The following is a 26,697-nucleotide window of genomic DNA, read 5'->3' as shown; positions in this document are numbered from 1 at the left end:
ACTCGTCGCGCCCCGGAAGCCGCGTTAATGTAATGGATCTGCAACATGCCGCGCCAAACGCCACTTTCTGACATCCGCAACATCGGCATCATCGCCCACGTCGATGCCGGCAAGACGACGACGACCGAGCGCATCCTGTACTACACGGGCCGGAAGCACACGATCATCGACGTCCACGAGACCAAGGACCTGAAGACGTCGACGACGACGGACTATCTGGAGCAGGAGCAGAAGCGCGGCATCACGATTCAGTCGGCCGCGGTCTCGGCGTTCTGGCGCGGCAAGAAGATCAACGTCATCGACACCCCGGGCCACGTGGACTTCACCATCGAGGTGAACCGCTCGCTGCGCGTGCTCGACGGCGCGGTCGTGGTGTTCGACGGCGTGGCCGGCGTGGAGCCGCAGTCCGAGACGAACTGGCGCCTGGCGGACAACTACAACGTCCCGCGCATGTGCTACGTCAACAAGATGGACCGCTCGGGCGCGAACTTCCGCCGTTGCGTGGACATGATCCGCAACCGCCTGGGCGCCCGTCCGCTGTGCCTGCAGGTTCCGCTGGGCTCGGAAGACAACTTCCGCGGCATGGTCGACCTCATCGAGATGAAGGCCTACGTCTGGTTCTCCGATGACAAGGACGCCAAGTGGGAAATCTGGGACATCACCGATGACCTGGCGAGCAAGCTGAACCTGACGGTCAAGGAAGACCTCGACAACATCGAGAGCATCCCGGGCCTGCGGCAGGAGCTGGTCGACACTGCCCTGGAGCAGGACGACGCCGCGATGGAGGCCTATCTGGAGACCGGTGAGGAGCCGTCGCCCGACGTGCTGCGCACCTGCATCCGCAAGGGCACCATCACCAGCGCCTTCACCCCGGTCCTCTGCGGCTCGTCCTACAAGAACAAGGGCGTGACCCAGGTTCTGGACGCCGTCGTCGACTATCTGCCGGCCCCGACCGACGTTCCGGCCATCGCGACCGTGGACGAGGACGGCAACCCGAACGGCGAGCGCGCCAGCTCGGACGAGGCGCCCTTCTCGGCCCTGGCCTTCAAGGTGATCAACGACACCTACGGCTCGATGACCTTCATCCGCGTCTATTCGGGCGTGCTGACGAAGGGCATGTCGATCCTCAACTCGACCCGCGGCAAGCGCGAGAAGATCGGCCGCATGGTCGAGATGTTCGCCAAGGAAGCCAACGCGATCGAAGAGGCCCGCGCCGGCGACATCGTCGCCCTCGTCTCGCTGACCGAGACCGAGACCGGCGACACGCTGTGCGACGCCTCGTCGCCCGTCATCCTGGAGCGCATGCGCTTCCCCGACCCCGTCATCAGCGTGTCGGTCGAGCCGAAGACCAAGGGCGAGCAGGAGAAGTTCTCCATCGCGCTCGGCAAGATGGTCCGCGCGGATCCGTCGCTCCGCCTGGAGACCGACCGTGAAACCGGCCAGACCATCCTGCGCGGCATGGGCGAGCTGCACCTCGAGGTGACTCTCGACCGCATGCGCACGGAGTTCGGCGTGGAAGGCAACATGGGCAAGCCCCAGGTCGCCTACCGCGAGACGATCACCAAGCCGGTCGAGCTGGTCTACACCCACAAGAAGCAGACCGGCGGTTCGGGCCAGTTCGCCGAGGTGAAGATCATCTTCGAGCCGCTGGAGCGTGGCCAGGGCTTCGAGTTCAAGGACGAGACGGTCGGCGGCTCGGTGCCGCGCGAGTATGTCCCGTCGGTGCAGAAGGGCCTGACGCTGCAGAAGGAAGACGGCGTCCTCGCCGGCTATCCGACCGTGGACTTCCGCGCCCGCTTGGTGGACGGCAAGTACCACGACGTCGACTCGAACGCCCTGACGTTCGAAATCGCCGCCAAGGCCTGCTTCCGCGAGGCCCTGCCGAAGGCCGCCCCGATCCTGCTCGAGCCGGTGATGAAGGTCGAGATCGTGACGCCGGAGGACTACCTCGGCGACGTGATCGGCGACATCAACCGCCGCCGCGGCACGGTGCTGGGCCAGCTGGAGCGCGGCTCGAACATCGCCGTCGAGGCCAACGTGCCCCTGAACGAGATGTTCGGCTACATCGGCCAGCTGCGCGGCATGACCTCGGGCCGTGCGTCCTACACCATGGAGTTCAGCCACTACGAGCCGGTGCCGCGCAACGTCACCGACGAAATCGTGGCCGGCCGCAACAAGGCCGCCTGATCTCCCGACCCCGTCCGGTCCCCGGTGAGGGGGCCGGACGACGGTTCTACGGCGACGGCCGGCGGAGCGATCCGCCGGCCGTTTCCTTTTGGCCCGGAATGCGGCGGAGCGGACGCGGCTTTGGTCAGGGCATAGGCCGTTCGCGAAAATTTTTCCGACTTTGGCAGAATCGACGAAAAGGGGGTTGGCGGTCCCGCCGGACACACCCACACTCTCTTTCATGAGCCAGCGCTTCTTTTTCTTGACTGTTGTGCTGACGCTTCTGCTTGGCGCCCCCGCCGGGGCGGGGCAGGGAAGCGCGCCGCTCGATTCGCTGTTCCAGGCCCTGCGCGCCGCCCCCGACGATGTCGCCGCCGAGCCGGTGGAGGGCCGGATCTGGGACGTCTGGCTGCAGCATCCCGACGAGACGCTGCTGGCGGAGATGCGGTCCGGCGTGCTCAGCCTGAACGCCGACGACTATCCGGCCGCCCTGGACGCCTTCGACCGCGTCGTCGCGCGCGATCCGACCTATGCCGAGGGATGGAACAAGCGGGCCAGCGCCCATTACATGCTGGGCGACTACGAGTCGGCGATGAACGATCTGCGCCGCGCCCTGCTGCTGGAGCCCCGCCATTTCGGCGCCCTGGCTACGCTCGGCCTCGTCTATCTCGAACTCGACCGGCCGGCCGCCGCCCTGCGCGCCTTCGACGCGGCGCTCGCCATCAACCCGCACCTGCCCAATCTGCGCCGGCAGGCGCAGTCCATCCGCATCAGCGCCGCCGGCCTCGCGCTGTGACATACGTCTGCATGTGTTTCGCGTAATTCTTTGCGTTTACTCCCGCTTTGGGTGTATGAAGAACGGCCTGGGCGGGCCGCCCGGCGACCGCGGCGGGATCTCGCATGTTGCACGGTATCTTTGAAGTCGTGGCGGAGCTGCGTGTCCTCAGCGCCGTCGCCCTGTTGTGCCTGTCCTTCATCCTGCCGCTGACGATCTTCATCGGCCGCAGCAACATCAAGACGATCCGGCAGAAGATCATCGCCGATCTGGAGAATGTCTTCCGCATCGACGGCCACGGTCCGGACACGCTGATCCCGTCCTTCGAGTTCGCCGCCTACAAGTACCGGGCGCTGCCGCATCAGAGCGACCAGCCGCAGCCATCGGAATGGCGGGCCTATTTCCTGCCGGTGCTGGTCTTCATCCTGGTGTCGTTCAGCGGATTCCTGACCTCGTCCGGCCTTTTGCTGACGCATGCCCGGCTGGAGCATTTCCAGCCCTTCTTCAGCGGCATGACGCTGGTCACCGGCGACCCCGCCAGCCGGACGACGATGGTCCATTACCAGATGCAGACCATGTCGGCGCTGACCTTCACCTTCATCGGCGCCTATATCTGGTCGATCGATTACCTGGTGCGGCGGATCTCCAACTACGACCTGTCGCCGATCTCCTTCCTGCGGGTGACGGCGCACATCATCCTGGCCTGCGTCACCTCGGTCACGCTGCATCACGGCTATGTCGAGCTGATGAACAGCAGTCCGTCCAGCGTGGTCGGCGACCGGGTGCCGGAGCTGATCGTCGCCTTCCTGATCGGCTTCTTCCCGAAGCTCGGCCTGCAGACCCTGCTGAGCCGGGTGCCGCAGCTCCAGGTGCGGCGGGTCGATCCGCGCGCCTCCGGCTTCGCCAAGGAATATCCCATCGACATGGTGCTGGGAATCGATTCGGCCATCAAGTTCCGGCTGGCCGAGTTCGAGATCGAGGACGTGCAGAACCTCGCCACCGCCAACCCGATCCTGCTGTTCGTCGAGACGCCCTACGGCATCTACGAGACGATGGACTGGGTGGCGCAGGCGCAGCTGATCCTGGCGCTGGACCTCGACCAGATCGAGGCGCTGCGGCTGATCAACGTGCGGACCATCTTCGACCTGGAGCATTTCCTGGAGACGCCGGCCTCGCGCGCCCTGCTCGTGACGGCGCTGAACACGCCGCGCACCGACGGCAAGGGCACCGTCCTGCAGCAGGACCGCGGCATCACCGACGCCACGGTCGAGACCATCGTCCGGGCGATCGGCGAGGACCTGCATGTCCAGCGCCTGCGCCAGATCTGGCGCAACATCGAGCTGAAGCTGAAGTTCGACCTGCCGCATGTCCGGCGGGAGAGCGAGATGCTGCACGCCCCCTGCCTGGATGCCGAGCCGCCGGCCCCGCCGCCGCCCCGCCCGCACGGGGAGGGGCGCAAGACCCTGGCGGCGGTGGAGTAGCGGCTACTCGCCCTCCACCCAGGCGATGCGCAGGATGTTGGTGTTGCCGGGGGTGCCGAAGGGCACGCCGGCGGTAATGACCAGCCGCTGGCCTTCCAGCGCGATGCCGTCGCGGAAGGCCGTGCGGGTCGCCGTCTGGACCATTTCCGAGAAGTTGCTGATGTCCTGGGTGTGGACGGCGTGGACGCCGTAGGCGAGCTGCAGCCGCCGCGCCGTCTCCATCGCCGAGGTCAGGCAGAGGATCGGCACCTCCGGCCGCTCGCGCGCCGCGCGCAGCGTGGTCGAGCCGGAGGTGGTGTAGGTGGCGATGGCCGCCGCCTGGATGGTGTGGGCCACCTGGCGGGCCGCCGCGGTGATGGCGTCGGCGGCGGTCTGCTGCGGGTCCGGATGCTGGGCGTCCATGATGGAGCGGTAGAGCGGGTCATGTTCCACCCGGCGGGCGATGCGGTCCATGATCGACACCGCCTCCACCGGATAGGAGCCGCTGGCCGTCTCCGCCGACAGCATCACGGCGTCCGCCCCGTCATAGACGGCGGTGGCGACGTCCGAAGCCTCGGCCCGGGTCGGCGCCGGGGCGGCGACCATCGACTCGAGCATCTGGGTGGCGACGATCACCGGCTTGCCGGAGCGGCGCGACTCGCGGACGATCCGCTTTTGCAGCGTCGGGACGTCCTCCGCCGGCAGCTCGACGCCGAGATCGCCGCGGGCGACCATGATGCCGTCCGACAGCTCGATGATCTCGGCGAGATGGGCGATGGCCTGGGGCTTCTCCAGCTTCGACAGCAGCGCGGCGCGGCCGGCGATCAGGCGCCGCGCCTCCGCCACGTCCTCCGGCTTCTGCACGAAGCTGAGCGCCACCCAGTCGACCCCGTGGTCGAGCGCGAAGGCGAGGTCGGCGCGGTCCTTCTGGGTGAGCGGCGACAGCGGCAGCACGACGCCGGGCACGTTGACGCCCTTGCGGTCCGACAGCCGGGTCCCGGACACCACGCGGGTGTCGGCATGGTCGGGGCCGCAGGACAGCACGCGCAGCCGCACCCGGCCGTCGTCGAGCAGCAGGTCGGTGTCCGGCGTCAGCGCCGCGAAGATCTCCGGATGGGGCATGCCGACGCGGCGGTCGTCGCCCGGCTCCTTCGACAGGTCCAGACGGAACTCCTGGCCGGCGGTCAGGGTGATCGGGCCGTTGGCGAAGGTGGCGATGCGCAGCTTCGGACCCTGCAGGTCGGCCATGACGGCGATCGGGCGGCCGGTCTCCGCCTCCAGCTCGCGCAGGATGGCGAGGCGCTGGCCGTGGTCCTCGTGGGTGCCGTGGCTGAAGTTCAGGCGGAAGACGTCCACCCCGGCCTCGAACAGGGCGCGGATCACCTCCGGCGAGGCGGAGGCGGGGCCGAGCGTGGCGACGATCTTGGTGAGGCGGGAGCGGCGGATCGGGCGGCCGGTGGCGGTCATCGGGGAGGCTTCCGTTGCGGTCGGACGGGACGGGCGGGAACGGCGCGGCCGGGCGGGCCGCCAACGCTGCGAACAGCGCATCCCCCGCCCATGTTGCCCGACCCGGTGCGCCGATCAAGCCCGGCATGCGCGGCCGGCCGGATCGGACAGGGCTCCGAAGTCGGGTTAACGCTGGTTTACGAACGGCACGGTTTCTGATTCGGTGGGGCCGAACCGGATCGGGGGTGCCGTGCCATGAGTTCCATCGCAGCCGAATTTGGTCAGAAATCGCGTCTGAAGGCGCTGCTGGATCATTTTTCGCTGATCGACGATCCGCGCGATCCGTGGCGGGTGGCCTATCCCTTGCCGGAGATTCTGCTTCTGGCGGTCTGTGGGACGATCGCCGATTGTGAGGATTATGAGGCGATCGCAGCGTGGGGCGAAGCCCGGCTCGATTTTCTGCGGCGGTTTCAGCCCTACCATCACGGGGTGCCGAGCGGACGCTGGCTGACCGTGTTCATGAACCGGATCAACCCGTGCCTGTTCCAGGACTGCTTCACAGCCTGGGTGCGCGAGGCTTGGCCCGACCGCCCCGAGCTTGTCGCCATCGACGGCAAGACCTCGCGGCGCAGCCATGACCGCAGCCGCGCTCAAGCCCCTCTCCACTTGGTGTCGGCCTTCGCCACCACCAGCCGTCTGGTGCTCGGGCAGGAAGCCGTCGAAGACAAGGCTGGCGAACTCGCGGCCATTCCCGTTCTTCTGGAGCGCCTGGCGGCCGACGGCGGCCTCACGGGAGCGATCGTGACCATCGACGCCATCGCCTGCAACGCCACCATCGCCCAAGCCATCCGCGACGCCGGGGCCGACTACCTGCTGGCGGTCAAGGCCAACCAGCCGACCCTGCGCGATGAGATCGAAACTTACTTCGCCGAGGCCCCGGACGTGGCCCTCGAGCACGCCACCGACATCGACAAGGGCCATGGCCGGATCGAGCAGCGCACGGTCACGGTCGCCCGCGAGGTCGATTGGCTGACCGGCGAGCGCCGCTTCCCCGGCGAGGTGCGTCTGCCCGCCGTCGCCTCGATCATTCGGGTTGGCAGCAAAGCCGAGTTGAAGGACCGCTGCCGCTTCGACACCCGCTACTACGTTTCTTCCGCCACGCTGAGCGCCCAGGCAGCGGCTGAGGCCATTCGGGGGCATTGGGGCATCGAGAACCGGCTGCATTGGGTTCTCGACGTCGTCTTCACCGACGACCAGTCCCGCTTGCGCAAGGGACATGGCGCTCAGAACATGGCCGTCGTCCGCCATTTCGCCATCAATCTCGTCCGCAAGGCCGAGGAACCCGCCCGGCCGCGCTCGGGACTGCGGCGCGCCACCAAAAAACCGGCCAAACCCAAAGCGACAAGCATCAAGCTCCGACGAAAGCTGGCGGGATGGGACACCGATTACCTCGACGCCATCCTTGCCGCCAAAATCCGTTAACCTGGATTCGGAGCCCTGCCGGATCGGACACCCCGCTTGCCCCGGCGGAGGAATCGCTTTATGTCCGTGTCCGTGCGCTGCGAACGCCCCGGCCGGGGATTCATCTTGACAAATGGCCGGTGGTTTTCAATATTCGCACCCTCTCGTGCCCCACCAGGGGTTCGAACGAAGTTTTGCGTCCCGAGATCAGGGGGATCTGGATCGGGCCGCTTTGTCGCACCGGCGGCCCCTTTTGGGGGCGGTTGTTGAGAATCGAGGAGAGCAGGCGTGGCGCGTATTGCTGGCGTCAACATCCCCGCGCAGAAGCGCGTGGAGATCGCGTTGACCTACATCCATGGGATCGGCCCGTTCAAGGCCAAGGAAATCTGCAAGAAGCTGGACATCCCGGCCGAGCGCCGCGTGAACCAGCTGACGGACGACGAAGTCCTGAAGATCCGCGAGACGATCGACAGCGACTATCAGGTCGAGGGTGACCTGCGTCGCGAAGTCGCGATGAACATCAAGCGTCTGATGGACCTGGGCTGCTACCGCGGCCTGCGTCACCGCAAGGGCCTGCCGGTCCGCGGCCAGCGCACCCACACCAATGCCCGCACCCGCAAGGGTCCGGCCAAGCCGATCGCCGGCAAGAAGAAGTAAGACAGAGGATTACCTTCCATGGCCAAGCCGTCCGCCGCCTCGCAGCGTCTTCGTCGTCGTGAGCGTAAGAACATCACTGCCGGCGTCGCCCACGTGAACGCCTCGTTCAACAACACGATGATCACCATCACCGACGCGCAGGGCAACACCATTGCCTGGTCGTCGTCGGGCACCATGGGCTTCAAGGGCTCGCGCAAGTCGACCCCGTACGCCGCCCAGGTGGCTGCCGAGGATGCCGGCCGCAAGGCTCAGGAGCACGGCATGAAGACCCTGGAGGTCGAGGTCAAGGGTCCGGGTTCGGGACGTGAGTCCGCCCTGCGCGCCCTGCAGTCGATCGGCTTCCAGATCACCTCGATCCGCGACGTCACGCCGATCCCCCACAACGGCGTCCGCCCGCCGAAGAAGCGTCGCGTCTAAGTCCGCAAGACGTCTCCGCGCCCGCGGGGACCAGCCGTTCCGGGACAGGGGGCCGCAGCCATCGCGGCCCTCGCAGAATGGGAACGGCCGGTCGCCGCGGTTTCGTGATTCACCCGATGGCAAGAGGTACGATCCGTGCTTCAGAAGAACTGGCAGGAACTCATCAAGCCGTCGAAGCTGGAAATCCAGCCCGGCGACGACGCCGACCGTGTGGCGACCGTGGTCGCCGAGCCGCTGGAACGCGGCTTCGGTCTGACCCTCGGCAATGCGCTCCGCCGCGTCCTGCTCTCCTCGCTGCAGGGTGCCGCCGTCACGTCGATCCACATCGACGGCGTGCTGCATGAGTTCTCCTCGATCCCCGGCGTCCGCGAGGACGTGACCGACATCGTCCTGAACATCAAGACGATGGGCCTGCGCATGGGCGGCGACGGCCCGAAGCGCATGCGCCTGCGCGCCGAAGGCCCGGGCGAGGTCAAGGCCGGCATGATCGAGACCGGCGCCGACATCCAGGTCATGGACCCGGATCTGGTCATCTGCACGCTGGACAACGGCGCGCGGCTGAACATGGAACTGACGGTCGAGACCGGCAAGGGCTATGTCCCGGCCAGCCAGAACCGGCCCGAGGACGCGCCGATCGGCCTGATCCCCGTCGACGCGCTGTTCTCGCCGGTGCGCAAGGTCTCCTACAAGGTCGACAACGCCCGCGTCGGCCAGGTCACCGACTATGACCGCCTGTCGATGACGGTGGAGACCAACGGCGCCGTGAAGCCGGACGATGCGGTGGCGCTCGCCGCCCGTATCCTGCAGGACCAGCTCCAGCTCTTCATCAACTTCGAGGAACCGACCCACACGGTCGCCGAGGAGAAGCACGAGGAGGTTCCGTTCAACAAGAACCTGCTCCGCAAGGTGGACGAGCTCGAGCTGTCGGTCCGGTCGGCCAACTGCCTCAAGAACGACAACATCGTCTACATCGGCGACCTGGTGCAGAAGACCGAGGCGGAAATGCTCCGCACCCCGAACTTCGGCCGCAAGTCGCTGAACGAGATCAAGGAAGTGCTGGCCCAGATGGGCCTGCACCTGGGTATGGAAATCCCGAACTGGCCGCCCGAGAACATCGAGGAGCTGGCCAAGCGTCTGGAAGAGCCGTACTAAGCCTTTTCTCGACACCGAGGTCATCCGTCCCCGCCGGCCGCCCGCCGGCGGGGACGTTTGTCAGGGCCATCCGGCCCGTTCCATCCCAGGGCCGTCCCGGCCCTCTTGTTTCCCAGGGCCGTTCCGGCCCTACTGTTTCCCAGGGCCGTCCCGGCCCGTCCCCTACCGTACCGGCTCCATCCGGGCGGCGGGGTCCACGATCGGCTCCCCGAGGGGGGCCAAGCCATGAAGGAGGACCGCCATGCGTCACGGCGTTTCCGGACGTAAGCTCAGCAAGACCAGCAGCCACCGCAAGGCGATGTTCGCCAACATGGCGAACGCGCTGATCAAGCACGAGCAGATCAAGACCACCCTGCCGAAGGCCAAGGAGCTGCGCCCGATCGCGGACAAGCTCATCACCCTCGGCAAGAAGGGTGGCCTCGCCAACCGCCGCCTGGCCTTCGCCCAGCTGCGCGACAACGCGATGGTCGACAAGCTGTTCACCGTTCTGGCCGACCGCTACAAGGACCGCCAGGGCGGCTACACCCGCGTCCTGAAGGCCGGCTTCCGCTACGGCGACGCCGCCGACATGGCGGTGATCGAGCTGGTCGACCGCGACGTGGAGGCCAAGGGCCAGGATTCGGGCCCGGTGCTGGTCTCCGAAGAGGCCGCGGGCGAGGAGTAACGGTCGCCTCACGGTGACCGGGTCGGCCGCCGCTTTGCTGGGCACTCAAATGGTTGTGCTTCGCGGGGCGGCGTCCGATATAGGTGATCGGCCAACCCGACCGACCCTTCCACCGGGCCTGTCTCCGGTGGAAGGGTTTCCCTTATCCGGCTGACGGAATGTTGCGATCCCTTTACAATCGAATCCAGCAGGCGGCCGCCCGCAAGGACGCCGTGTGGTGGATGTCCGCCGTCTCCTTCGCGGAGAGCTCCTTCTTCCCGCTTCCGCCGGACGTGATGCTGGTGCCGATGTGCCTGTCACAGCCGAAGAAGCTGTGGTTCTACACCAACGTCTGCGCCATCGCCTCGCTGATCGGCGGGCTGTTCGGCTATGCCGTCGGCTTCTACCTGTTCGAGAGCGTCGGGCGCCTGATCATCGACTTCTACAACGCCCAGGATTCCTTCCTGCGGTTCCAGGAGATGTTCGCCGAGTTCGGCCCCTGGTTCCTGATCCTGAAGGGCGTCACGCCGATTCCCTACAAGCTGCTGACGATCACCGCCGGCTTCGCGCATCTCGACCTGACGGTCTTCATCCTCTGCTCGATCGTCGCGCGCTTCTCGCGGTTCTACATGATCGCGATCCTGCTGCACTTCTACGGGCCGCAGGTCCAGCAGATCATCGAGCGGCGCCTGATGCTGGTCACCACGATCCTGGTGGTCATCGTGGTCGGCGGCCTGCTCAGCTTCAAGTTCGTCTGATCGGGCCCGGCCCTGGCTGAGCGCGCAGCCAGGGCCGTTTGCCCGGCCGCCCGTCAGTTCGGCGTGCCGTGATCCTGGCGGTCGCGGACCGAGGGCGGCAGCGACTCGCGGTCCCGCCGGTCGCGCCGCACGATCATCGCGATGGCGCCGGCGATCAGCAGCCCGCCCAGGAAGGGCAGGATCATATCCCCGAGTCCGACGTCCGGCCGGGCCAGGACGCGCATGCCCAGCATGGCGAGCCCGGCGATCAGCAGGGCTGCGAACAGCAGGACGGGCTTTCCCCGTCCCGGACGGCGGTCTCCGGTCTCTCGGCTCATTTGGGTCATTCCCTTCTCACACAGGTTACCGGCATAGTGGGGCCTGACCGGTCGGTGGTCCAGCGGCGTGGCGTCGTGCCGGCCCGGATGCGCCCGACGATCAGACCGACCTCGCACCGACCCCGTACCAGCACTCCGGTACCAAGAACAATGGGAGCTCCAGCCGAGATGTTCCGCCCCTTCCGCACCCTCACCGTGCCCGCCGTCCTGGCCATCGCCGTGATGGCGCTGAGCGCCTGTGCCGAACGGGCTCCGCAGCGCAGCAGCGGCAGCGCCCCGGCGGTGACGCAGTCCGCCCCGGCCCAGAGCGCCCCGCGGACCACCCCCGCCCCCGGCGCCTCCACGCGGACGGACGACCAGTCGCTGCGGCTCGACAACGAGATGACCGGCGTCGGCTCCTGCCGGACGCAGTGCGAGCGCAGCCACAACATGTGCATGGATTCGGTCGCCGCCCGCACGCAGAGCGGCGTCGAGCGGCCGGACCGCGCCGGTCCCTTCACCCCGATGGACAATTGCGGCGACGAGCTGCGCCGCTGCTACCAGCGCTGCAACACGGCGCGCTGAGTCCCGGCCATGGCGAGGCGAAGCGGGTCGGGCGACGGGGGCGGGCTGTTCGAATCGGCAGCACCGCGCCCGCTGGCCGACCGGCTGCGCCCGCGCACGCTGGACGAGGTGGTCGGGCAGGAGCATCTGCTGAAGCCCGACGGGCCGGTCGGCCGCATGGTGGCGGCCCGCCGCCTCGCCTCGATGATCCTGTGGGGGCCGCCGGGCTGCGGCAAGACGACGATCGCCCGGCTGCTCGCCCAGACCACCGACCTGCATTTCGAGCCGCTGTCGGCCGTCTTTTCCGGCGTCGCCGACCTGCGCAAGGTGTTCGACGCCGCCCGCGCCCGCCGCGCCGCCGGCCAGGGCACGCTGCTGTTCATCGACGAGATCCATCGCTTCAACCGCTCCCAGCAGGACGGCTTCCTGCCCTATGTCGAGGACGGGACGGTCACGCTGGTCGGCGCCACGACGGAGAATCCGTCCTTCGAGCTGAACGCCGCGCTGCTGTCCCGTGCCCAGGTCTTCGTGCTGAACCGCCTGGACGACGCGGCGCTGGAGCGGCTGCTGCAGCGCGCCGAGGCGGAGACGGGCCGCCCGCTGCCGGTGGACGCCGACGCCCGCGCCGCGCTGAAGGCGATGGCGGACGGCGACGGCCGCTTCTGCCTGAACCTGTGCGAGGAGCTGTTCGCCCTGCCCGAGGGCACCCTGCTCGACAACAACGGCCTCGCCACCACCATCCAGCGCCGGGCGCCGCTCTACGACAAGGCGCAGGAGGGGCACTACAACCTCATCAGCGCGCTGCACAAGTCGCTGCGCGGCTCCGACACCGATGCGGCGCTCTACTGGTACGCCCGCATGCTGTCGGGCGGCGAGGACCCGCGCTACATCGCCCGCCGCCTGACCCGCTTCGCGGTGGAGGACATCGGGCTGGCCGACCCCAACGCCCTGACCCAGGCCATCGCCGCCTGGGAGGCCTATGAGCGGCTGGGCAGCCCGGAAGGGGAGCTGGCGATCGCGCAGCTCGTCATCTATCTCGGCACCGCGCCCAAGTCGAACGCCGGCTATTCCGCCTACAAGGCGGCGGTGCGTGCCGCGAAGGAAACGGGCTCGCTGATGCCGCCCAAGCATATCCTGAACGCCCCGACCAAGCTGATGAAGCAGATCGGCTACGGCAAGGGCTACGAGTACGACCACGACACGGCCGAGGGCTTCTCGGGCCAGAACTACTTCCCCGACGGCATGGAGCGCCGCGAGTTCTACCAGCCGGTGGAGCGCGGATTCGAGCGCGAGATCCGCAAGCGGCTGGATTATTGGGCGAAGCTGCGGGACCGCAGGACGGAGGAGGGGTGACGGCGCCGCCGCAGGTCGGCCGCGTCGTCGCCATCGACTGGTCGGGCGCCCGCGGCCGGCGCTATGCCGGCATCGCGGTGGCGGAGTGCGACGCCGGCGCCGCGGCGCCGCGGCTGGTCGCGGGGCCGGGCGGCTGGTGGTCGCGCAGCGCGGTGTTCGACTGGCTGCGCCGCTCGCTGGACCGCGGGCCGGCGCTGGTCGGCATCGACTGCGCCTTCTCGCTGCCCTTCGCCGTGTCCCGGCGCTATTTCGCCGATCCCGCGCGGGCGACCGTCTTCGACCTCTGGGAGCTGATCGACCGCGTCGCGGCCGGCGAGCCCGATTTCGGCGGCGGCCCCTTCGTCGAGCATCCCGACTATGGCGGCGATTTCTGGCGCAGCGGCCTGCAGCCGGACTGGTACCGCGATCCGCACCGCCGGGCCGAGATGGCCTGCCGGGCCGACGGGCTGGGCAGCCCGCAGAGCCCCTACAAGCTGATCGGCTCCAGGCAGGTGGGGAAGGGCGGGCTGGCCGGCATGCGGATGCTGCACGCCCTGCGCCGGGCCGAGCCGGAACGGGTGGCGGTCTGGCCCTTCGAGGATCCCGCGCCCGGCCGGACGCTGTTCTGCGAGATCTATCCGCGCCTGTTCCTGAAGCAGACCGGCTTCGGCCAGAGGAAGATCCGCGATGGCGCGGAGCTCGACGCGGCACTGGCCGCGCTCGGCTCCTGCCCGCTGGGGATGGTGGGCGTGGTCAGCGACCACGATGCCGACGCCCTGGTCTCCGCCGCCGGCCTGCGCCGGCTGGCCAGCCTGGCGGAGGCCTGGGAGCCGCCGGGCCTCGACCCGCCCGCCCGCCGCATCGAGGGGTGGATCTTCGGGGTGGGCGGAGCCGGGCTGGCGGGGCTCACTCCCCCAGCAGCGCCAGCACCGCCGCGGTGTCGGTGATCGTCGCGTATTCGCCCGACAGGTTGGCGAGCGACAGGTCGTGGACCTCCCCGGCGCTGCGCAGGCGGCCGGACCAGTCGCGCCGGGCGAAGGTGAAGGTGGCGTCGGCGACGAGCCGGGTGTCGAAGCCGAGGTTGCCGGCCATGCGCGCCGTCGCCTCGACGCTGTTGTTGGTGATGGCGCCGGCGATCACCAGCACCCAGATGCCCTGCTCGCGCAGCCAGACATCGAGATCGGTGCCGATGAAGGCGCTGTTGGTGGTCTTGGACACCACGCGCTCGCCGGGCAGGGGCAGCACCTCCGGCTTGAAGGCGTGGCCGGCGGAGGCCGGGTCGTAGGTCGAGCCCGGCTCCAGCGAATCGTGGCGCACATGGATCACCGGACGGCCGGTGCGGCGCCAGGCCGCCAGCAGGGCGGCGGTGTTGGATTCGGCCTGCGGGTTGTTCCGCGGGCCATCGGCCGCCCAGCGCGGATCGTCGAGGGCCTTCTGCAGGTCCACGATCATCAGGGCGGCATTGTGGGGGAGGGTGGGATGGGTCGTCATGGCCACGATACCATGCCCTGCGCGTCCGTCGCGTGACAAGCGCCGCGCTTTCTGGCTCTAATCCGCCGGCAACCCCGATTCCCCGCAACCCCGCTTCGGAGGCCCCGTGCTCCCATCCCCCGCAATGCTCGCCGCGGTCGCCGCCGGCGGTGCCGCCGGGTCGGTCGCGCGCTATCTTCTGATGACGGCGGTCGGCCAGTGGCTCGGCACCCAGTTCCCCTACGGCACCCTGGCCGTGAACGCGCTCGGCTGCTTCGCCATGGGCGTGCTGGCGGAGCTGGCGGCGCTGGTCTGGTCGCCCTCGCCGGAGCTGCGGGCGCTGCTGATGGTCGGGGTGCTGGGGGGATTCACGACCTTCTCCTCCTTCACGCTCGACGTCGGGGCGCTGGTGGGGCGCAACGAGCTGGCCGCCGCGGCCGGCTATGTGCTGGCCTCGCTGGTGCTGACCGTCGTCGGTTTCTTCGCCGGCCTCGCGGTCGTGCGGTCCTTTGTTCCGGTGTCCCTCTGATGTCCGATTCTCCCAAGCCCGTTTCCGACAAGCCCGCCGTGGAGCTGCGCACCGTCACCGCCGACGAGGCGGAGATGCGGCTCGACCGCTGGTTCAAGCGCCATTTCCCGGACGTGAACCACAGCTACCTGCAGAAGCTCCTGCGCACGGGACAGGTGCGGGTGGACGGCAAACGGGCGGAGACCTCGACCCGGCTGGCCGCCGGACAGGCGGTCCGCATCCCGCCGCTCGCCGCCTGGGCCGCCCCGGTGGCGTCGCCGGTCACGGCCAAGCCCAAGCCGGCGATCTCGGACAAGGAGGCCGAGGAGCTGCGGGCGCTGGTGCTCTACAAGGACGCCGACGTCATCGCGCTGAACAAGCCGGCGGGTCTTGCCGTGCAGGGCGGCACCGGGACCTCCAGGCATCTCGACGCCATGCTCGACGCACTGCGCTTCGATTCGCCGGAGCGTCCGAAGCTGGTCCACCGGCTGGACAAGGACACCTCGGGCGTCCTGCTGCTGGCGCGCAACAGCTTCGCCGCGACCAAGCTGACCGAGCAGTTCCGCGGCCGCGACGTGCGCAAGATCTACTGGGCCGCCACGGTCGGCGTGCCGAAGCCCTTCCAGGGCAAGGTCGACCTGCCGCTGTCCAAGGAGACCGGCGGCGGCGAGCGCGTCGTGATCGACGAGAAGGAGGGCAAGAAGGCCGTCACCTACTTCTCGGTGCTGGAGAATGTCGGCAAGCAGGCGGCCTTCGTTGCCATGTGGCCGCGCACCGGCCGCACCCATCAGCTTCGCGTGCATATGAACGCCATCGGCACGCCGATCCTGGGCGACGGCAAATATGCCGGGCAGAACGCCTCGGTCGCCGGGGCGGAGGTGCCGAAGAAGCTGCACCTGCACGCCCGGCGGCTGATCCTGCCGCATCCGCGCGGCGGGCGGACCATCGACGTGACGGCCCCGCTGCCCGACCACATGCAGGCGACCTGGAAGTATTTCGGCTTCAGCCCCAACCTGCGCGGCGACCCCTTCGAAGGGGTGGAGTGACCCGACCATGACGGCCCCCTTGCGACTGGCCCTGTTCGACTGCGACGGGACCCTGGTGGACAGCCAGTTCTCCATCATCGACGCGATGACCGCCGCCTGGGCGGAGCACGGGCTGGGCGAGCCCGACCCGCTGGAGGTCCGCCGCATGGTCGGTCTGCCGCTGGTGGAGGCGGTGGCGCTGCTGCTGCCGGCGCTCGACCGCGGGACCCACGAGGCGGTGGCGGAGAGCTACAAGCAGGCCTTCGCCGCCAGCCGCGCCCGCGGCGAGGTGGACGAGCCGCTGTTCCCCGGCATCCTCGACACGCTGACGGCGCTGGAGGACGCCGGCGTGCTGCTGGGCATCGCCACCGGCAAGTCGCGCCGCGGCCTGGATGCCGTGCTGAAGGGGCACGGGCTGACCGGCCGCTTCGTCACGCTGCAGACCAGCGACGCCTGCCCGGGCAAGCCGCACCCGCACATGGTGCAGCGGGCGCTCGGGGAAACCGGGGTGGACGGCGCGCGGACGGTTGTGATCGGCGACACGACCTACGACATTCTGATGGCCCGCAACGCGCGGGTGGCGTCGGTGGGCGTGTCCTGGGGCTACCATCCGGTGGCGGACCTGGAGGCGGCCGGCGCCGACCGCATCGTGCATCGCGGACGGGACGTCGCGACGGCGGTCCTGGACCTGCTGGAAGGCTGAGGAATGAAGCGTTTCTACAAGACCGTGTCGGTGGAGCCCGCGGCGGGCGGGTTCGAGGTCCGCCTGGACAACCGCCCGATCCGCAGCCCCGCCAAGGCTCCGCTGGTCTTCTCCAGCGCGGCGCTCGCCGGCGGGGTGGCCGGGGAGTGGGAGGCCCAGGGCGAGCAGATCGACGCCAACTCCATGCCGCTGATGCAGCTTTCGAGCACGGCGGTCGACCTGATCCCGGCCAAGCGGCCGGACATCGTGGCGGCGGTCTCCGCCTATGCCGAGACCGACCTGCTGTGCTATCGCGCGGAGCATCCGCAGGAGCTGGTGGAGCGGCAGCACCGCGCCTGGCAGCCGCTGCTCGACTGGGCGACCCTGCGCTTCGACGCGCCGCTGCAGGTCTGCGCCGGGCTGATGCCCAGGCCGCAGCCCCCCGAGGCGCTGCGCGCCCTGCGCAGTGCCGTCGATTCGCACGACGACTGGATGCTGTCGGCCCTGCAGACGGCCACCGGGGCCTGCGGCTCGCTGGTGGTGGCGCTCGCCCTGCTGGACGGGCGGCTGTCGGCCGTCGAGGCCTTCGAGGTCTCGCAGCTCGACGAGAATTACCAGATCGAGCAGTGGGGCGAGGATCCGGAGGCCGCCAGGCGCCGCGCCGGCCTGCGCGCCGAGATCGACTCCTGCCGGCGCTTCGCCGATCTGCTGCGGGGATAGGGATGGACGGCGGGCCTCCCCCTCCGGGCGGAGAGGGAGGCCGGAGAGGGAGGCCACGGCCCTTGGCTGACTGCCGTCGACCGCCTGCCGTCGACCACCTGCCGTTACTTGGCGGTCGAACCCTGCTGGTCGCGCTGGTTGCGGTTCAGCGAGGTCATGCTGTCGTCGTACTGGAACTCCGGCATGTTGCGGATGTCGTCACGGCTCATCCCCGACAGGGTGATGCGGTCCTGCGACTTGTCCCAGTTCGCGGCGTTGTAGTCGATGGCGACCTTCTTGTCGCCGATGCCGAGGAAGCCGCCCGAGGACAGGACGAGCTGCTTGGCCTGGCCGCTCTGGTCGAGGATCACGTCCTCCACCTCGCCGATCTTCTCGTTGTCGCGGCCGTAGACGTTCTTGCCGAGAAGCTCGTCGGCGCTCGCCATCTGCCCGCCGGTCAGGCCGCCGCCCGTCGAGGTGACGCCGCCGTTGCCGGTGGTCGCGGTGCCGGTCGCGGTCGTGCCCTTGTTGGCGTCGGTGTCGGGCATCGGCGCGGTCAGAGAGGTCGAGCCCGATCCGTCGCTCGACGTGGGGCTGTTCGTGGCCGGGTTCGAGGTCTGGGCGATCGCGGCGCCGGAGAAAAGGGCGAGGGCCGCCGTGGTGGCAATGAAAGTGCGTCGCATCGTTGGCTCCCTTTGTCGTCAATGCCATTGGCAATCCTGACAACAGGGAAGCGCCGGACCCGTCACGTCATTACGGCGATTTAACGCGCGGGCCTTCGCGCGGCAGGAAACCCCCGCCGTTCCCGCGCGGTCACGCCTCCCAGGCCGGCAGGCGGGCGACCAGGGTGGCGGAGCCCGCCTGCAGGGGCAGGCCGCCGGCAACCGCCGCGGCCGTCTCCTCCAGCCGCAGCAGGGCGAGCGCCGCGGAGTCGCGGCCGCTGCGCACCTCGCCCACCTCCTTGCCCTCCAGCGTCACCGGCGTGCCCGGCTCCGGCAGGGGGCCGCTGACCGTGACGGGGAACAGCTTCTTCTTGACCAGCCCGCGGTAGCGGGTGCGGGCGGTCAGCTCCTGCCCCATGTAGCAGCCCTTGTCCCAGGAGATGGCGTTCAGCCCGTCGAGCCGGTTCTCCAGCGCGATGGCCTTCTCCGGCACCATGTCGCGGCTGCCGTCCGGCACGCCGAGCGACAGGCGCAGCCGGTCGTAGGCCTCCGGACCGGCTGCGGTGAGGCCCGCGGCCTCCAGGGCGCCGGCCAGCCCGGCGGCGGGGAGGAAGGCGCGGGCGCCGAGCTCCGGCAGGCGCGGGTCGGTGAAGGCGATCCCGCCGCCGAACGGCACCGCCGCGCCGGCTCCGGCCGGCAGCCCGAGCCGGTCGAGCGCCCCGGCGCCGAACAGCGCGACCACGGCCAGACGGTCGGCACGGTCCTCCAGCGTCACCTTGGAGCGCAGCTTGTACAGCTTCAGCCGCTTCAGCAGGTCGGCCCGCCGCTCCGCCTCGGGGTCGAGCAGCAGGGCGCCGTCCAGTTCGGCCAGCGTGAAATCATGCAGGAACTTTCCCTGCGGGGTCAGGAACAGCGAATAGGCGGCCCGTCCCGGCCCGACCGGGCGGACGTCGGCCGACACCAGCCCCTGCAGGAACGCCGCGCGGTCCTCGCCGGCCACCGCGATCACCGCGCGGTCCGCCAGCACCGCATAGCTTGCTCCAGCCATCTCCATGATCCTCTCCCGCGGCAGATCCCGCCGTCATACCGTCCAGCCCCGATAGTTGGGCGACGGGGCCGGGCGAGGCAAGGGTGATGGCAACCGCTCCGCCGAGCGGCGGGACACGAGGCGATGGCGGAGCGGCGCGTCCGGTCAGCAGCGGACGCGCCGGACTCCCGGCCCTTCCGGGCCGCCGGACGATCAGCCGGCCGGATGGAGCCGCAGGACCCGCACCGACTTGGTGCGGCCGTCGAGGGTGGTGTAGGCGATGGACTGCCCCTCCGACAGGCCGAGCAGCGCGGCGCCGACGGGGGTCAGGATGGAGATGCCGTCCGGCCGCATCTCGCCGGGGGCGAGAAGGGTGGCGGTATGGCGGCTGCCACGGTCGTCGTCGAAGGTGACGCGGGTGCCGAGGGCGACGAAGGAGCCGGGGCCGCATCCTCGACGCTGGCGCGGTCGAGTTCGCGCTGCAGGAAGTCGACGACCGGCGAGGGGCGGCTGAGCTGGGACAGGATGCTGTCGAGAAGGCCGAGGTCGCGCGGGGTGATGCGGATCGGCGGCGGGTCGCCCAGCAGCGATTTGCGGTTCATGGTCATGGTCTCCGTTCACAAGACAACGGCCGCCCGGACGGGACGGCCCACCCCTAGCAGAGAGGGGATCCGGGCTGCTTGTCAATCATTGCCCAACCACTGTGCAACCGCCTGAAGACCGGGCGGTTTTCCGCAGGGGTTGACGGGCGACGCCCAAGACGCGCTAGTGTGCTAAAAGGTGGCACGGCGCTGGCAAAGCCGGATCCCGCGCACCTCCTTCGGAGAGCGATTTTCCGGTCACCGTCCACCCGCCTGTCGATCACCCGCCCATCGGTCAAGCCGCCCTTCGGATACGCCACACTTGACGTCCGCACCTCCGCCCTCCCCAGCATCGCCCGCCGGACGGCCTCCCGGAACACCCCCGGAGCGCCCCCAGGAGCGCCCAGGCTCGAGCTGCGCGGCATCACCAAGCGCTTTCCCGGCTGCCTGGCGAACGACCATGTCGACCTCGTCCTCCGGCCCGGCGAGATCCATGCGCTGCTCGGCGAGAACGGGGCCGGGAAGTCCACGCTCGTCAAGATGATCTACGGCGTGCTGCATGCCGATTCCGGCAGCCTGCTGTGGGAGGGGCGGGAGACCGCGGTGCCCAGCCCTGCCGGCGCCCGGCAGCTCGGCATCGGCATGGTGTTCCAGCACTTCTCGCTGTTCGACACGCTGACGGTGGCGGAGAACATCGCGCTCGGCCTCGACAATCCCGGCCCGATGGATGCGCTGGCGCAGCGGATCAGCATGGTGTCGGAACGCTACGGGCTGTCGCTCGACCCGCAGCGCCACGTCTACCACCTGTCGGTCGGCGAGCGGCAGCGGGTGGAGATCGTGCGCTGCCTGCTGCAGGACCCCAAGCTGCTGATCATGGACGAGCCGACCTCCGTCCTGACCCCGCAGGAGGCGACGCGCCTGTTCGAGACGCTGCGGCGGCTGGCGGCGGAGGGCTGCACCATCCTCTACATCTCGCACAAGCTGGAGGAGATCCGCGCGCTGTGCGACCGCGCCACCGTCCTGCGCGGCGGCCGGGTGGTCGGCGCCTGCGACCCGCGGCAGGAAACGGCGCGCAGCCTCGCCGAGATGATGATCGGCACCGAGCTGTCGTCGCCCGAACGGCTGCCGCAGGCTGCGGCGGGGGCGGCGCGGCTGCAGGTGCGCAACCTGTCCACCACCTCCGACAACCCGTTCGCCACCAACCTGAAGGAAGTGACCTTCGAGGTGCGGGCGGGCGAGATCCTGGGCATCGCCGGCGTCGCCGGCAACGGCCAGGCGGAGCTGATGGCGGCGCTGAGCGGCGAGATGCTGGTCCCCGACCCCAACGCCGTGCAGATCGAGGGACGGCCGGCCGGTCATCTCGGGCCGCGGGAGCGGCGTGGCCTCGGCCTCGCCTTCGTGCCGGAGGAGCGGCTGGGCCGCGGCGCCGTGCCGGAGCTCAGCCTGTCGGAGAACGCGCTGCTGTCGGGCTACGCCCGCGAATCGCTGGTGCGCGGCGGGCTGGTGCATTTCGGCCGGGCGCGCAGCTATGCCGAGACGATCATCCGCCTGTTCAACGTGGTCACCCACGGGCACCGGGCGGAGGCGCGCTCGCTGTCGGGCGGCAACCTGCAGAAATTCATCATCGGGCGCGAGATCCTGCAGAAGCCGCGGCTTCTGGTGGTCGGCCAGCCGACCTGGGGGTCGACGCCGGCGCCGCCGCGGCGATCCACAAGGCGCTGATCGGGCTGGCGCGCGAGGGCGCCGCGGTGCTGGTCATCAGCCAGGACCTGGACGAGCTGTTCGTGCTGTCGGACCGCATCTCGGTGCTGTTCCACGGCCGCCTGTCGCCGAGCCGCCCGACCCATGAGACGAGCGTGGAGCAGATCGGCCTGCTGATGGGCGGCCTGTTCGGCACGCCGCCGGACGAGGATGGGGGATCGCCCGTGCGATGTGAGTGTTTCGGCGCCGGCGCCGGAGGGGCGGCATGAGCCTGCTGCGTCTCGAACCGCGTGGCCAGGCTTCCCGGGCCATGGTCTATCTTACGCCGCTGCTGGCGGTGGCGCTGACGCTCGCCAGCGGCTTCCTGCTGTTCTGGGCGATGGGGTTCGACCCGGTGAAGGCGCTGAACGCCTTCTTCATCGCGCCGCTGTCGACGGCGCGCGGGCTGGGCGAGCTGGTGGTGAAGGCCACGCCGCTGGTGCTGTGCGCCATCGGGCTCGCCATCGGCTTCCGCGCCAATGTCTGGAACATCGGGGCGGAAGGGCAGCTCACCATGGGGGCGGTCGCCGGCGGCGGGCTGGCGCTCGCCTTCTACGGCGACGGCGGCTGGTGGGTGCTGCCGCTGATGGTGGTGGCCGGGGCGGCCGGCGGCATGGCCTGGGCGGCGATCCCCGCCTGGCTGCGCATCCGCTTCAACGCCAGCGAGATCCTGACCAGCCTGATGCTGACCTACGTGGCGCTGCTGCTGCTGAACTATCTGGTGCACGGCCCCTACCGCGATCCCGAGGGCTTCGCCTTCCCGGAATCGCGGCTGTTCGAGCCCTACGCCATGCTGCCGAATCTCGTTGCCGGGACACGCGTGCATCTCGGCGCGCTGTTCGCCCTGCTGGCGGTGGCGGGCGGCTGGGTGCTGATCGCGCGGACCTTCATCGGCTTCCAGATCAAGGTGATCGGCCTGACCCCGGCGGCGGCCGGCTATGCCGGTTTCGACCAGAAGCGGATCATCTGGATGACCTTCCTGCTGTCGGGCGGGCTGGCGGGCATCGCCGGGCTGGGCGAGGTGGCGGGGCCGATCGGCCAGATCACCGCCAGCATCTCGCCCGGCTACGGCTTCACCGCCATCATCGTCGCCTTCCTCGGCCGGCTGCATCCGGTGGGGATCCTGCTGGCGGCGCTGCTGATGGCACTGTCCTTCATCGGCGGCGAGCAGGCGCAGATCGCGCTCGGCCTGCCCAAGGCGATCACCGGGGTGTTCCAGGGGATGCTGCTGTTCTTCCTGCTGGCGACCGACGTGCTGATCCGCTACCGCATCCGCATCGGCGGCCGGAGGGCCGTGGCATGAGCAACGAGCTTCTGCTGCTCGGCCCCATCCTGGCGGCCATGTTCACCGCGGCGACGCCGCTGCTGTTCGCGGCGCTGGGCGAGCTGGTGGTCGAGAAGTCGGGGGTCCTCAACCTCGGGGTCGAGGGCATGATGCTGGTCGGGGCGGTCTGCGGCTTCGCCATCACGGTGAAGACCGGCAGCTCCACCGCCGGCTTCGCCGCCGCCGCGGTGGCGGGGGCCGCGATGGGCGCGCTGTTCGGCGTGCTGACCCTGCTGCTGCTCGCCAACCAAGTGGCGACCGGGCTGGCGCTGACCCTGTTCGGCATCGGGCTGTCGTCGCTGATCGGGCAGCCTTATGTCGGCACCCCCATCGCCGACGTGCCGGAACTGCACATCCCCGGCCTGACCGACATCCCGGTGATCGGCGAGGCGCTGTTCGGGCAGGACGCGGTGGTCTATCTGGCGCTGCTGATGGTGCCGCTGGTCCATCTGTACCTCTACCGCACCCGCTCCGGCCTCGTGCTGCGGGCAGTGGGGGAGAACCATGCCGCCGCGCATGCGCTGGGCTACAAGGTCGTGCGCATCCGCTTCCTGGCGGTGATGTTCGGCGGTGCGATGAGCGGGCTGGCCGGGGCGTACCTGTCGCTGGACTACACGCCGATGTGGGCGGAGAGCATGACGTCGGGGCGCGGCTGGATCGCGCTGGCGCTGGTGGTCTTCGCCACCTGGAAGCCGGGGCGGGTGCTGCTGGGCGCCTGGCTGTTCGGCGGGGTGACCATCGCGCAGCTCCACGTCCAGGGCATGGGCATCGCGATCCCGTCGCAGCTCTTGTCGATGCTGCCCTATCTGGCTACCGTCGTGGTCCTGGTGGCGATCTCGCGGGACGTCGCCCGCATCCGTTTGAACGCGCCGGCCTGCCTGGGCAAGGTCTTCCATCCCGATGCCTGAGCCGGGGCAGGCGCCGCCGACTCCCTGCGTCGACAACACGAACAAACCACTCACACAGACGAGGAGCTTTCACGTGAACAGAAGGACGATGGGGAAGACCCTGCTGGGGCTCGCCGGGGCCGCCGTGGCGCTGTCCGTCGGTGCCGGCGCGGCGCTCGCCCAGGACAAGCTGAAGGTCGGCTTCGTCTATGTCGGCCCGGTCAGCGATCACGGTTACAGCTACCAGCACGACCAGGGCCGTCTGGCCGTGGAGAAGGCGCTGGGCGACAAGGTGACCACCACCTATGTCGAGAACGTGCCGGAAGGCGCCGACGCCGAGCGCGTGATCGAGCAGCTCGCCGCCTCCGGCCACAAGCTGATCTTCACCACCTCCTTCGGCTTCATGAACCCGACGCTGAAGGTGGCGCAGCGCTATCCCGACGTGAAGTTCGAGCACGCGACGGGCTACAAGCGCGCCGCCAATGTCGCGACCTACTCCGGCCGCTTCTACGAGGCGCGCACGGTGGTCGGCGCCATCGCCGGCAAGATGACCAAGTCGAACATCATCGGCTATGTCGGGTCCTACCCGATCCCGGAGGTGGTGGGCGGCATCAACGCCTTCACGCTGGCCCTGCGCGAGCAGAACCCGAAGGCCGAGGTCCGCGTCGTGTGGGTCAACAGCTGGTACGATCCCGGCAAGGAGGCCGAGGCGGCCAAGGCCCTGATCGACCAGGGCGCCGACGTCATCGTCCAGCACACCGACAGCCCGGCCCCGATCCAGACCGCGCAGGAGCGCGGGCTGTGGTCGGTCGGCCAGTCGTCGGACATGACCCGCTTCGGGCCGAAGTCGCACCTGACCGCGATCATCGAGGACTGGAACGGCTATTACGTCAACCGCGTCAAGGCGGTGCTCGACGGGAGCTGGAAGCCGGTCGACACCTGGGGCGGCATCGGCACCGGCATGGTCGAGCTCGCGCCCTACAACCCGGCGATCCCGGCCGACGTCGTGACGCTGGCCGACCAGATCAAGGCCGACATCGTCTCCGGCAAGCGCCACGCCTTCCAGGGCCCGGTGAAGGACCAGGCCGGCAAGGTCGTGATTCCGGAAGGCAAGACCGCCACCGACGAGCAGATCCTGAAGATGGACTGGTACGTCGAGGGCGTGCAGGGCAAGGTTCCGAAGTAAGCGCCTAATCTTGATTCAAGAAAGGGCCGGGAACTCCCCGGCCCTTTTTTCAATATTTAATCAATATGATAGTCTTTTATTCAAAACCTCCGTTGCCAGATCATGGCAATCTTTTAAATACGACATGCCTGCACTATATGTTATCCCGAAACCAATTGATGCGGCAATTAGTTGACCCACAACAGGAACGAATCTAACCGTCGTCTTTACCACCTCACGAGTTGCGACTGATTTGAGAAGCATTAAGATTCCTTCTTTGGCTGCATATTGTGCAGCCTTCCCGGCAAGCTGTGCGATCAAGGGCACTGATTGCTGCTTCAATTCAACAACTAGTTCGTCAGCAAGACCATAAGATTCTCTTATCTCGCGAAAAAGCACCACTAATGTACTTATGTCGACAGCTACATCGGTTCCTGGGATGGGGTTTAACCCGTTGGCAGCAGAAACCGCAGCAGCGATCTGCACTTTTCGTTCACAAGCGTTTTTCTTCTCTTCAAGAAACACCTGAGAATACGCCTTTGCACTGCGTAGCCATCTCTCTCGCTTTGCCTCGTGAAGATTTTGGGCAATAAGGTTCTGAAGGTCGTCTAGACCTTCATTCGTCCGGCAGCTCGTAAAAACGACAGGCACTTGATGACCAACGTGTTTTACAATGTCATCGCGGCGACGCTGTTTAAGCTCTGATAGTGGAATGTCGTCCTCCCACAATTCGTCATACTTATTCGATACAAATATACATATTTTCCCAAATTTTATCAGTTCCGAGAAAAGCTCCGCATCACTTTGAAGGAGCTTTCCGCTGGTCACGCATAAAAATAAATCTCTACTCGGAATGTCAAATTCCTCGAAGTATCCTTCCTTCGGAAACTTTTTCGTTCCGTAACCAGGAAGATCAACGAATGTAATACCTTTTGATTCATATTCGCCAGCGGATACGGTCTTGTCCGTCTCGACGCCAACGGCGGCAAGCTTCTGTCCAATCATTTTGTTGATTAGGGATGATTTGCCGGCCCCAGGTTGCCCAAAAAGCGCAACGGAGACCCTCAATCTGTCGTCTTTATATAGTTCTCCGCGAATTCTCTCTACTTCATCGTGCAGCGGCATTCCACTCCTCCAGCGCATGGGTTGATAGCTGCACTCATGCTACCAACCGCCACCGGAGCTCTTAAACAGCCTTCTGGTCGATATTTGGTGACAGAATGCCGCATAAAGGCTGCACTCCACCCGTTGATGTTCGTCTACAGATACTCCCCCAGCAGCCGCAGGAAGGGGCGGGCCTCCTGGATCGCCAGGATGGTCTGGTGGAACAGGTCCTCGGGCGCCGCCTGATGGTCCAGCCGGACCTCGGAGAACAGCAGGATCTTGTGGCCGCCCTGGACGATGAAGCGGACATGCTTCAGCCCCTCGATCCCGCGCAGGATGGCCAGCACGTTGCGCCGCTTCTCCGGCGCCTGGGCGGTGTAGGGGACATGGCCCACGTCGGCGAAGATCTGGCAGACGGAGCCGTCGCCCTCGTGCCGCACCGCCACGTTGAAGGGCAGCCCGTCGGCGAAGTAGGTCAGCTTGCACGGGCGCGGCGGCTTGGCGATCCCCAGCACGCCTTCCGGAGTCATGAAGATCGACTCGGAGGAGATCGGGAGGGCGCCGTCAGGCACCTCGGCCAGCGACTGGATCGTCTGCAGATCGGGAACGGACACGGGTTTCGCTCATTTCCTCAAGGCAATGCCCGAGCATCAGGCATGCCCGCTAAAATTCTGTAAAGGGCGCAGGCGCGCGTCT

General features: G+C 68.2%; 27 protein-coding genes and 2 pseudogenes. 20 read left to right on the top strand and 9 right to left on the bottom strand.

Going from position 1 to position 26,697, the window contains the following annotated elements; all coding sequences use genetic code 11:
• The first annotated feature begins 45 nt into the window (after nt 1–45).
• From fusA to DEW08_RS28935, 3 genes are all read left to right on the top strand, one after another.
• On the top strand, nt 46–2,187 hold the full coding sequence (gene fusA / locus DEW08_RS28945; RefSeq protein ID WP_109333923.1) for an elongation factor G: 2,142 nt from the start codon (nt 46–48) through the stop codon (nt 2,185–2,187).
• A gap of 250 nt (nt 2,188–2,437) precedes the next feature.
• Nucleotides 2,438–2,962, top strand: a complete 525-nt coding sequence (locus DEW08_RS28940; RefSeq protein WP_245987070.1) for a tetratricopeptide repeat protein — start codon at nt 2,438–2,440, stop codon at nt 2,960–2,962.
• 104 nt (nt 2,963–3,066) lie between these two features.
• On the top strand, nt 3,067–4,422 hold the full coding sequence (locus DEW08_RS28935; RefSeq protein ID WP_146214783.1) for a hypothetical protein: 1,356 nt from the start codon (nt 3,067–3,069) through the stop codon (nt 4,420–4,422).
• 3 nt (nt 4,423–4,425) lie between these two features.
• On the opposite strand, the gene pyk is transcribed toward DEW08_RS28935, so the two are convergent.
• On the bottom strand, nt 4,426–5,868 hold the full coding sequence (pyk, locus tag DEW08_RS28930; RefSeq protein ID WP_109333917.1) for a pyruvate kinase: 1,443 nt from the start codon (nt 5,866–5,868) through the stop codon (nt 4,426–4,428).
• 234 nt (nt 5,869–6,102) lie between these two features.
• Between pyk and DEW08_RS28925 the strand changes: the two genes are divergently transcribed.
• The 6 genes from DEW08_RS28925 to DEW08_RS28900 all read left to right on the top strand — a co-directional run bounded on the left by DEW08_RS28925 (nt 6,103) and on the right by DEW08_RS28900 (nt 10,935).
• Nucleotides 6,103–7,329 carry an ISAs1 family transposase gene (locus tag DEW08_RS28925; protein ID WP_109326513.1) on the top strand — a complete coding sequence of 409 codons (1,227 nt, stop codon included), beginning with the start codon at nt 6,103–6,105 and terminating at the stop codon, nt 7,327–7,329.
• Nucleotides 7,330–7,596: 267 nt separating this feature from the next.
• Complete coding sequence (rpsM, locus tag DEW08_RS28920; protein ID WP_109333915.1) at nt 7,597–7,965, top strand: 30S ribosomal protein S13; 369 nt, start codon at nt 7,597–7,599, stop codon at nt 7,963–7,965.
• A gap of 18 nt (nt 7,966–7,983) precedes the next feature.
• A complete protein-coding gene (gene rpsK / locus DEW08_RS28915) occupies nt 7,984–8,382 on the top strand; it encodes a 30S ribosomal protein S11 (protein WP_012974490.1) in 399 nt (132 codons plus the stop codon).
• 135 nt (nt 8,383–8,517) lie between these two features.
• Entirely contained in the window at nt 8,518–9,534 is a 1,017-nt protein-coding gene (locus DEW08_RS28910; protein WP_109333913.1) for a DNA-directed RNA polymerase subunit alpha, read from the top strand.
• 241 nt (nt 9,535–9,775) lie between these two features.
• A complete protein-coding gene (rplQ, locus tag DEW08_RS28905) occupies nt 9,776–10,198 on the top strand; it encodes a 50S ribosomal protein L17 (RefSeq protein ID WP_109333911.1) in 423 nt (140 codons plus the stop codon).
• Nucleotides 10,199–10,356: 158 nt separating this feature from the next.
• Entirely contained in the window at nt 10,357–10,935 is a 579-nt protein-coding gene (locus tag DEW08_RS28900) for a YqaA family protein (protein WP_109333909.1), read from the top strand.
• A gap of 53 nt (nt 10,936–10,988) precedes the next feature.
• On the opposite strand, the gene DEW08_RS28895 is transcribed toward DEW08_RS28900, so the two are convergent.
• On the bottom strand, nt 10,989–11,252 hold the full coding sequence (locus tag DEW08_RS28895) for a hypothetical protein (protein ID WP_109333907.1): 264 nt from the start codon (nt 11,250–11,252) through the stop codon (nt 10,989–10,991).
• A gap of 168 nt (nt 11,253–11,420) precedes the next feature.
• Between DEW08_RS28895 and DEW08_RS28890 the strand changes: the two genes are divergently transcribed.
• From DEW08_RS28890 to DEW08_RS28880, 3 genes are read left to right on the top strand one after another with little or no spacing between them, the layout of a single operon-like run.
• Complete coding sequence (locus tag DEW08_RS28890) at nt 11,421–11,816, top strand: hypothetical protein (RefSeq protein WP_109333905.1); 396 nt, start codon at nt 11,421–11,423, stop codon at nt 11,814–11,816.
• Between the two features lie 9 nt (nt 11,817–11,825).
• On the top strand, nt 11,826–13,148 hold the full coding sequence (locus DEW08_RS28885; RefSeq protein WP_109333903.1) for a replication-associated recombination protein A: 1,323 nt from the start codon (nt 11,826–11,828) through the stop codon (nt 13,146–13,148).
• Entirely contained in the window at nt 13,145–14,074 is a 930-nt protein-coding gene (locus tag DEW08_RS28880) for a hypothetical protein (RefSeq protein WP_109333901.1), read from the top strand. The genes DEW08_RS28885 and DEW08_RS28880 overlap by 4 nt, the downstream gene beginning before the upstream one ends.
• Here DEW08_RS28880 and DEW08_RS28875 read toward each other — a convergent pair.
• Nucleotides 14,034–14,618 (bottom strand): cysteine hydrolase family protein, encoded by a 585-nt coding sequence (locus tag DEW08_RS28875; RefSeq protein ID WP_109333899.1) that lies wholly within the window; start codon nt 14,616–14,618, stop codon nt 14,034–14,036. The genes DEW08_RS28880 and DEW08_RS28875 overlap by 41 nt on opposite strands.
• Nucleotides 14,619–14,724: 106 nt before the next feature.
• Between DEW08_RS28875 and crcB the strand changes: the two genes are divergently transcribed.
• Genes crcB through DEW08_RS28855 form a run of 4 tightly spaced genes read left to right on the top strand, consistent with a single transcriptional unit; the run spans nt 14,725 to nt 17,532 of the window.
• Nucleotides 14,725–15,126, top strand: a complete 402-nt coding sequence (gene crcB / locus DEW08_RS28870; RefSeq protein ID WP_109333897.1) for a fluoride efflux transporter CrcB — start codon at nt 14,725–14,727, stop codon at nt 15,124–15,126.
• Nucleotides 15,126–16,151 (top strand): RluA family pseudouridine synthase, encoded by a 1,026-nt coding sequence (locus DEW08_RS28865; protein WP_109333895.1) that lies wholly within the window; start codon nt 15,126–15,128, stop codon nt 16,149–16,151. The genes crcB and DEW08_RS28865 overlap by 1 nt, the downstream gene beginning before the upstream one ends.
• Nucleotides 16,152–16,158: 7 nt before the next feature.
• Nucleotides 16,159–16,833, top strand: coding sequence for an HAD-IA family hydrolase (locus DEW08_RS28860; RefSeq protein ID WP_109333893.1), 675 nt, complete (start codon nt 16,159–16,161; stop codon nt 16,831–16,833).
• A gap of 3 nt (nt 16,834–16,836) precedes the next feature.
• Nucleotides 16,837–17,532, top strand: a complete 696-nt coding sequence (locus DEW08_RS28855; RefSeq protein ID WP_109333891.1) for an ATP12 family chaperone protein — start codon at nt 16,837–16,839, stop codon at nt 17,530–17,532.
• A 104-nt stretch (nt 17,533–17,636) separates the two neighbouring features.
• Here the strand turns inward: DEW08_RS28855 and DEW08_RS28850 are convergent, their stop codons facing one another.
• From DEW08_RS28850 to DEW08_RS28835, 4 genes and pseudogenes are all read right to left on the bottom strand, one after another.
• On the bottom strand, nt 17,637–18,194 hold the full coding sequence (locus DEW08_RS28850; protein WP_109333889.1) for a PRC-barrel domain-containing protein: 558 nt from the start codon (nt 18,192–18,194) through the stop codon (nt 17,637–17,639).
• A gap of 130 nt (nt 18,195–18,324) precedes the next feature.
• The gene (gene ygfZ, locus DEW08_RS28845; RefSeq protein WP_109334170.1) at nt 18,325–19,221 is read right to left on the bottom strand and encodes a CAF17-like 4Fe-4S cluster assembly/insertion protein YgfZ; all 897 of its coding nucleotides are present in this window, start codon (nt 19,219–19,221) and stop codon (nt 18,325–18,327) included.
• A 192-nt stretch (nt 19,222–19,413) separates the two neighbouring features.
• Nucleotides 19,414–19,578 (bottom strand): annotated as a pseudogene (locus DEW08_RS28840) (GreA/GreB family elongation factor); the annotation flags it as partial.
• Nucleotides 19,527–19,802 carry a hypothetical protein gene (locus tag DEW08_RS28835; RefSeq protein ID WP_168220550.1) on the bottom strand — a complete coding sequence of 92 codons (276 nt, stop codon included), beginning with the start codon at nt 19,800–19,802 and terminating at the stop codon, nt 19,527–19,529. The gene DEW08_RS28835 and the pseudogene DEW08_RS28840, both read right to left, overlap by 52 nt.
• A 330-nt stretch (nt 19,803–20,132) precedes the next feature.
• Here DEW08_RS28835 and DEW08_RS28830 point away from each other — a divergent pair.
• The 4 genes and pseudogenes from DEW08_RS28830 to DEW08_RS28815 all read left to right on the top strand — a co-directional run bounded on the left by DEW08_RS28830 (nt 20,133) and on the right by DEW08_RS28815 (nt 24,918).
• Nucleotides 20,133–21,751 (top strand): annotated as a pseudogene (locus DEW08_RS28830) (ABC transporter ATP-binding protein).
• A complete protein-coding gene (locus DEW08_RS28825; protein WP_109333883.1) occupies nt 21,748–22,824 on the top strand; it encodes an ABC transporter permease in 1,077 nt (358 codons plus the stop codon). The pseudogene DEW08_RS28830 and the gene DEW08_RS28825 overlap by 4 nt, the downstream one beginning before the upstream one ends.
• The gene (locus DEW08_RS28820) at nt 22,821–23,753 is read left to right on the top strand and encodes an ABC transporter permease (protein WP_109333881.1); all 933 of its coding nucleotides are present in this window, start codon (nt 22,821–22,823) and stop codon (nt 23,751–23,753) included. Before DEW08_RS28825 ends, DEW08_RS28820 begins: the two co-directional genes overlap by 4 nt.
• An 88-nt stretch (nt 23,754–23,841) precedes the next feature.
• Complete coding sequence (locus DEW08_RS28815; RefSeq protein ID WP_109333879.1) at nt 23,842–24,918, top strand: BMP family ABC transporter substrate-binding protein; 1,077 nt, start codon at nt 23,842–23,844, stop codon at nt 24,916–24,918.
• 60 nt (nt 24,919–24,978) lie between these two features.
• Here the strand turns inward: DEW08_RS28815 and DEW08_RS28810 are convergent, their stop codons facing one another.
• Together DEW08_RS28810 and DEW08_RS28805 are read right to left on the bottom strand one after the other, a co-directional pair.
• On the bottom strand, nt 24,979–26,022 hold the full coding sequence (locus tag DEW08_RS28810) for a GTPase (protein ID WP_168220549.1): 1,044 nt from the start codon (nt 26,020–26,022) through the stop codon (nt 24,979–24,981).
• A 134-nt stretch (nt 26,023–26,156) separates the two neighbouring features.
• Nucleotides 26,157–26,615 carry a hypothetical protein gene (locus DEW08_RS28805; RefSeq protein WP_109333875.1) on the bottom strand — a complete coding sequence of 153 codons (459 nt, stop codon included), beginning with the start codon at nt 26,613–26,615 and terminating at the stop codon, nt 26,157–26,159.
• Nucleotides 26,616–26,697 lie beyond the last annotated feature (82 nt).

The sequence above is a fragment of the Azospirillum thermophilum genome (assembly GCF_003130795.1).
Lineage (GTDB): Bacteria > Pseudomonadota > Alphaproteobacteria > Azospirillales > Azospirillaceae > Azospirillum > Azospirillum thermophilum.
Note: the sequence above shows the minus strand (reverse complement) of the source record. Positions and strands in the feature narration are given on the sequence as shown.